A 6,843-nucleotide genomic window follows, 5' to 3' on the forward strand; every position below is an offset into this window, starting at 1 on the left:
CTTTCTCAAGAATTTTCTCGCCATCTAGAGGAGCGCGAACAGGATTCGAAGCTTTGGATCGGCTCAGCGGTTCGCGCTTCCCGTCGCCGGGCCGTCCGCTGGACGCCCCGCCGCTTCGCCATCGCTCAGCGGTTCGCTCCGGGAACCCACAAGACATCGTCCTTGCCGCCATTATTGGCGGTGCGCGCGGCGACGAAGAACCAGTCGCTGAGCCGGTTCAGATAGGTGATGGCCTGCGGGTTCACCGTTTCTGCCTCACTCAGTTCCACCGCCAGCCGCTCGGCGCGCCGGGCCACGGTGCGGCAGACATGCAGATGTGCCGCCAATGCCGATCCGCCGGGCAGGATGAAGCTGCGCAGCGGGTCGAGACCGGCGTTCATCGCGTCGATCTCATGTTCCAGCCGGGTCACCTGCGCCGCGGCCATGCGCAGCGGCGGGTATTCCGCCTCGGCATCCTTCTCCATCTCGGGGCGGCACAGATCGGCGCCGAGGTCGAACAGGTCGTTCTGAATGCGCGACAGGGCCGCGTCCATGTCTCCATCCGCCTTCAGCCGGGCCACACCGACAAAGGCATTCAACTCGTCGGTCGTGCCATAGGTCGCCACGCGGTCGGAATACTTGGCGACCCGCGTGCCATTGCCCAGGGCGGTTTGCCCCTTGTCGCCGGTGCGGGTGTAGATCTTGTTCAGGACCACCATGGCTCAGCTTCCTTGTCCGCGCAGATAGACATAAAGCAGGATCAGCACCACCGCGATGAATTGAAACAAGAGGCGCAGCCGCATCATCTTGTTGCCGTATTTGGCGTTGAAGGTCCCGCCCTTGGCGAAACCACCAAGCCCGATCATCAGCACGATGACGACGGCGCCCATCGCCATCAACATCACGATCATCAACAGATCCATGCAGAGCCTCGCTTTCCCAATCCCTGTGTCGCGCCTGATCTAGCGGTCCGGTCGCAAAAAGCGAACCGGTTTTTGCTATCAGATGCTGCCGAGTATGCGGTCGCTCAGGCGAGTGGGCAGGATTCGGCGCAGGATTCCGGCGATATAGGTGGGGGTGGTGACATAGTATCGCGGGGCCGGTCGCCGCGCTTCGACCGCGCGGATCAGCTTGGCGGTCACTGCCGCGGGCGGCAGTTCAAAACGGTCCGGTCCGCGATCTTCGTAGAGCCGTTTCAGCAGGCTGCCCTCGTATTTGGCGCGCAGGGCTGACCCTTGCCAGTCGATATGACGTTCGAAATGCGGGATCGCCTTTTCGCGCAGTTTCGAAGTGATCGGACCCGGCTCGATCAGCACGATGTGAATACCGGTGCCCTTCAGTTCCAGGCGCAGCGTGTCGCTCAACCCTTCCAACGCATATTTCGTCGCCACATAGGCGCCGCGCCAGGGAAAGGCGACCAGTCCAAGAACGGACGAGCATTGCACGATCCGGCCATGGCCCTGGGCGCGCATCACCGGGATCACCCGCCGCGTCAGTTCGTGCCAGCCAAAGAAATTGGTCTCGAAAATGGCCCGCAGCGCTTCGGTCGGTACATCCTCGACCGCGCCGGGCATGCCGAAGGCGCCATTGTTGAAAAGCGCGTCAAGTGTACCGCCGGTGGCTTCCAGCACCTCGGCCAATCCCGAAGCGATCGAGGCCGCGTCGTCATAGTCGATACGGGGGCTGTCAAAGCCCATCGCGCGCAGCCGGTCGCAATCGCGCTGCTTCCGGCAGGACGCGAAGACGTGCCAGCCCCGCGCCCGCATACCCTGGGCGGCGGCAAGTCCGATGCCCGACGAACAGCCGGTTATGAGGATTGTCTTTGCCATGAGAAATTCCAGAACCGTCCCGATTGCTGCCTATTGCTAGGGCGGCGGGTGGGGCTGGGCAATGGGCCGGTGGCCTCAGTTGGGCTTTTTGCTGACCAGCGATGCGGCGATCCAGCCGATCTGTTGCTCGGGCAGCACGCGCAGGCGCAGCCAGCCGGTACCCGAATCGTCCAGAACCTCAACCTTATGACCGACGGTTAATCGGCTGATGACCGGATAGATCGTGCCCGGCCCATCGCGCATGTTGACCCTTGATCCGGTGATCTCGCGCAGATCGGGCGCAGAGCGGTCATAAGGCTGCGTTTCGGTGGTGGAGCTTGCTGGGGCGGTTTCGGGCTCGGGTTCGCCGGGCTCGACCTCGAGCGCTCTCAATCCGCCTGAGAGCGAGGCAAGTGTCAACGTCCCCGTCTCGGTGTCATCGTCGAACAGGGTCAGCCCCTTGCTCAGGCTGGCGCGGGCGCGGGCCAGCCGTTCCATTTGCTCTTCCGAGGTCAGTATCGCCTTTTCGACCGGCGCCGGTTCGGGCGTGTAGGGCGTCAGCGACACCTTGGCCACCAGCTTTGCGGGTTCGACCTGAACCAGGGGTTCGGCCTTTTCCACCGTCTTGGCCGCGACCCGCTCGGGCTTGGCCGGGCGCATGCCGCGCGGCTCGAAATCGGCGCCGCCACTCAATTCCCAGAAGGCAAAGCCCAGAACGGCGAAAGAGATGATGACAAAGCGCATGCGCGCCTCCCGTGAACGCAGGAAATGAAAATCGACTGATTGAAACGGGCCGCAGACTGACCGCTCAAATCTTAGCATATCCCGTAAATGGAGTCCAAAAATGGGGTAAAGACGGATTGTTTTCCCCGGTATTGTCGATGTCCGGCAAGTTGTCCCCAGCAAAATCGCCGCCTGTCGCTTTACCAGAAACAGCAGAGCGCGTATCACATCATCTATGAGCGATACGATCGACGACCCCAACATGAAGCAAGACGGCGGTGGGCAGCAGGTGTCCGAACCGCTGCGCCGCGCCATTGGCGAGCGGTATCTGACCTATGCGCTAAGCACGATCATGCACCGGGCGCTGCCCGATGCACGCGACGGGCTGAAACCGGTGCACCGCCGGATTCTTTACGCCATGCGCGAACTGCGACTCAGTTCCGGGGGCGGGTTCCGCAAGTCGGCCAAGATCTCGGGCGACGTGATGGGCAACTATCACCCGCATGGGGATGCCGCGATCTATGACGCGATGGCGCGTCTGGCGCAGGATTTCAACGTTCGTTACCCGCTGGTCGACGGTCAGGGGAATTTCGGCAATATCGACGGCGACAACCCGGCCGCCAGCCGATACACCGAAGCGCGGATGACCATCGTCGCCGAGGCGTTGCTGGATGGTCTGAACGAGGACGCCGTCGATTTCCGCGACAACTATGACGGCACGCTCACCGAACCGGTGGTGCTGCCCGCGCAGTTCCCGAACCTGCTGGCCAATGGCAGCAGCGGCATCGCGGTGGGCATGGCCACCAACATCCCGCCCCATAACATCGCCGAGCTGTGCGACGCCTGCCTGCATCTGATCAAGACGCCCGATGCGCGCGACGACACGCTGTTGAACTATGTGCCCGGTCCCGATTTCCCCACCGGCGGCATCATCGTCGAACCGGCCGAGAGCATCGCCCAGGCCTATCGCACCGGGCGCGGTTCCTTCCGGTTGCGCTGCAAATACGAGGTCGAGGATCTGGGCCGTGGCCAGTGGCAGATCGTGGTCACCGAAATCCCTTATCAGGTCCAGAAATCGAAGCTGATCGAGAAACTGGCCGAGGTCATCCAGACCAAGAAGGTGCCGATCCTCGCCGATGTGCGCGATGAGAGCGCCGACGATATCCGGGTGGTGCTGGAGCCGCGCACCAAGAACGTCGACCCTGAGGTGCTGATGGGCATGCTCTATCGCAACTCGGATCTCGAGGTGCGGTTCAGCCTGAACATGAACGTGCTGATCGACGGGGTCACGCCCAAGGTCTGCTCGATGAAAGAGGTGCTGCGCGCCTTCCTCGACCACCGGCAAGAGGTGCTCTTGCGCCGCTCGCGTCACCGGCTGGGCAAGATCGACCACCGGCTCGAGGTGCTCGAAGGTTTCATCATCGCCTTCCTCAATCTCGATCGGGTGATCGACATCATCCGTTACGATGAGGATCCCAAGGCCGCGCTGATGCGCGAGGAATGGGGCATCGACCACCCCCGTGCGCTGAACGAGGCGGATTATGTCTCTCCCGCGCCGGGCGAGGGTGAGCTGAGCGAGGTTCAGGCCGAGGCGATCCTGAACATGCGCCTGCGCAGCCTGCGCCGACTGGAAGAGATGGAGCTGATCCGCGAGCGCGACGCCCTGATGGAGGAGCGTGCCGCACTTGAGGATCTGCTGGCCGACCCCGCCCTGCAATGGGCGCGCATATCCGATCAGCTCAAAGAGACCAAGAAGACCTTTGGCAAGGACTATCCCGGCGGCGCCCGCCGCACCCGCTTTGCCGAGGCGGGCGAGGTAGAAGAGGTGCCGCTGGAGGCGATGATCGAGCGCGAGCCGATCACTGTGGTCTGCTCGCAGATGGGCTGGATCCGCGCCATGACCGGCCATATCGACCTAACCCGCGAGCTGAAGTTCAAGGATGGCGACGGGCCGCGCTTCATCTTCCACGCGGAAACCACCGACAAGCTGCTGATCTTTGCCTCGAACGGGCGGTTTTACACCATCGGCGCCGCCAACCTTCCCGGTGGGCGCGGCATGGGTGAACCGCTGCGCCTGATGGTCGATCTGCCCAACGAGGCCGAGATCGTCGATATCCTGATCCACCAGCCCGAGCGCAAGCTGCTGGTCGCCTCGACCGCGGGCAACGGTTTTGTCGTGCCCGAAACCGAGGTGGTGGCCCAGACCCGCACCGGCAAGCAGGTGCTGAACGTGCGCGATGAAGAACGCGCGCTGATCTGTGTGCCTGTCGCCGGTGATCACGTGGCGGTGGTGTCGCAGAACGGCAAGTTCCTGGTCTTCCCGCTGGAAGAGATGCCCGAAATGGGCAGGGGCAAGGGCGTGCGCCTGCAGAAGTACAACATGGCGCGCGGCAAGCAGGGGGCGCTGGAACTGGATGGCGGGCTGAGCGATGTGACGACATTTGCCTGGGCCGAGGGGTTGAAATGGTCGATGGGTGGCGACAAGACCCGCCACGAAACCGACCTGAGCCAATGGCTGGCCAAGCGCGCCAGCGTCGGCAAGCGCCCACCCTACGGCTTCCCGCGCAGCTACAAGTTCAAGTGACACTTCCGCCGCGCTTTGCCATTTCCTGCCGATGCGGCTTGGCACGGGCCGCATCGGTGCGCTACATCCGCCCCAACCCAACGTGTGCCGAGATGCGATCATGATCCGAGTTCTTACCTTGCTGACCGGGCTTGCCCTGCTGGCCGCCTGTACTGCTGCAACGCCCGACGAGCCGCTCGAGGATCTGGGCGCCTTCAAGTTGGGACACAATGTGGTGGTCGCGTCCAAGGCGCAAAAAGGCCCGATCTCGCGCGATGCCACCGCCGAGGAATGGGAAACCGCGCTCAAGACGGCGGTTGGCGAACGATTCTCGCGTTATCAGGGGGACCAGTTCTATCACCTGGGCATCAGTGTCGAAGGTTACATGCTGGCGCCGCCGGGCGTGCCGGTGATCTACAGCCCGAAGTCGGCGCTGATCATCAATGTCACCGTCTGGGATGATGCGGGACAGACCAAGCTGAACCCCGAGGTGGAACAATTCACCGTGTTCGAGGCCACCACCGGGGAATCCTGGCTGATGGGGTCGGGCAACTCACGCACGAAGGAAGAACAGCTGATGGGGCTCTCGCGCAATGCAGTTGGCGAGATTGAGGACTGGCTTGTTCAGATGCAAAAGGAAAACGGGTGGTTCAACGCGCGGCCAGAGGCCGCGCCCACCTCTGACGCAGCATCCGGGCTACTCAAACCGCTCGATGGCTGACAATTGGTCAGGATTGGCTTGATTTTCTCGTGTGAACCAAATATCCCGCGCGCGCAGTAGGAAACCGGGACGAAGGGTCCCCCAAACCGCAAAAGGGCGCCTGAGGAATGGCAAAGGAAAAGTTTGAGCGTAATAAACCGCACGTCAACATTGGCACGATCGGCCACGTTGACCACGGCAAGACGACGCTGACCGCAGCGATCACCAAGTATTTCGGCGACTTCAAGGCGTATGACCAGATCGACGGCGCGCCGGAGGAGAAAGCACGCGGGATCACCATCTCGACCGCCCACGTGGAATACGAGACCGAGGCGCGTCACTACGCCCACGTCGACTGCCCCGGCCACGCCGACTATGTGAAGAACATGATCACCGGTGCGGCGCAGATGGACGGCGCGATCCTGGTTGTGAACGCCGCTGACGGCCCGATGCCGCAGACCCGCGAGCACATCCTGCTGGCCCGTCAGGTTGGCGTGCCCGCTCTGGTCGTGTTCATGAACAAGGTCGACCAGGTCGATGACGAGGAACTGCTGGAGCTGGTGGAAATGGAAATCCGCGAGCTGCTGAGCTCGTACGACTTCCCCGGCGACGATATTCCGATCGTTGCGGGCTCGGCCCTGGCCGCGATGGAAGGCCGTGATCCGGAAATCGGCGAGAACAAGATCCGTGAACTGCTGGCCGCGGTTGACGAGTATATCCCGACCCCGGAACGCGCTGTCGACCAGCCCTTCCTGATGCCGATCGAAGACGTGTTCTCGATCTCGGGCCGCGGCACCGTGGTGACCGGTCGTGTGGAACGTGGCGTGATCAATGTCGGCGACTCGATCGAGATCGTGGGCATCAAGGACACCCAGACCACCACCTGTACCGGTGTGGAAATGTTCCGCAAGCTGCTGGATCGCGGTGAAGCCGGCGACAACATCGGCGCGCTGCTGCGCGGTATCGACCGCGAGAAGGTCGAGCGCGGCCAGGTGCTGTGCAAGCCGGGTTCGGTGACCCCGCACACCAAGTTCGAAGCCGAGGCCTATATCCTGACCAAGGAAGAGGGC

The 6,843-nt window shown here is 62.7% G+C and carries 7 protein-coding genes; 3 read left to right on the forward strand and 4 right to left on the reverse strand.

The genetic code is table 11. From position 1 onward, the window contains the following. Nucleotides 1-125: 125 nt before the first annotated feature. From AC2FNA_RS19670 to AC2FNA_RS19685, 4 genes are all read right to left on the reverse strand, one after another. Nucleotides 126-698 (reverse strand): cob(I)yrinic acid a,c-diamide adenosyltransferase, encoded by a 573-nt coding sequence (locus AC2FNA_RS19670; protein ID WP_234167338.1) that lies wholly within the window; start codon nucleotides 696-698, stop codon nucleotides 126-128. A 3-nt stretch (nucleotides 699-701) separates the two neighbouring features. Next, entirely contained in the window at nucleotides 702-902 is a 201-nt protein-coding gene (locus AC2FNA_RS19675; protein WP_234140789.1) for a twin transmembrane helix small protein, read from the reverse strand. A gap of 78 nt (nucleotides 903-980) precedes the next feature. Then, complete coding sequence (locus tag AC2FNA_RS19680) at nucleotides 981-1,808, reverse strand: SDR family NAD(P)-dependent oxidoreductase (protein WP_496829448.1); 828 nt, start codon at nucleotides 1,806-1,808, stop codon at nucleotides 981-983. 75 nt (nucleotides 1,809-1,883) lie between these two features. Then, on the reverse strand, nucleotides 1,884-2,531 hold the full coding sequence (locus tag AC2FNA_RS19685) for an SH3 domain-containing protein (protein ID WP_496829450.1): 648 nt from the start codon (nucleotides 2,529-2,531) through the stop codon (nucleotides 1,884-1,886). 214 nt (nucleotides 2,532-2,745) lie between these two features. Between AC2FNA_RS19685 and AC2FNA_RS19690 the strand changes: the two genes are divergently transcribed. The 3 genes from AC2FNA_RS19690 to tuf all read left to right on the forward strand — a co-directional run. Next, nucleotides 2,746-5,094, forward strand: a complete 2,349-nt coding sequence (locus AC2FNA_RS19690; RefSeq protein ID WP_496829452.1) for a DNA topoisomerase IV subunit A — start codon at nucleotides 2,746-2,748, stop codon at nucleotides 5,092-5,094. Nucleotides 5,095-5,194: 100 nt separating this feature from the next. Next, nucleotides 5,195-5,794: a hypothetical protein gene (locus tag AC2FNA_RS19695; protein ID WP_496829454.1), complete on the forward strand. Its 600-nt coding sequence runs from the start codon at nucleotides 5,195-5,197 to the stop codon at nucleotides 5,792-5,794. A 107-nt stretch (nucleotides 5,795-5,901) separates the two neighbouring features. After that, nucleotides 5,902-6,843: elongation factor Tu (gene tuf / locus AC2FNA_RS19700; protein ID WP_496829456.1), on the forward strand; the 942-nt coding region annotated here is incomplete at its 3' end.

The organism is Ruegeria sp. YKSD163, from assembly GCF_059612905.1.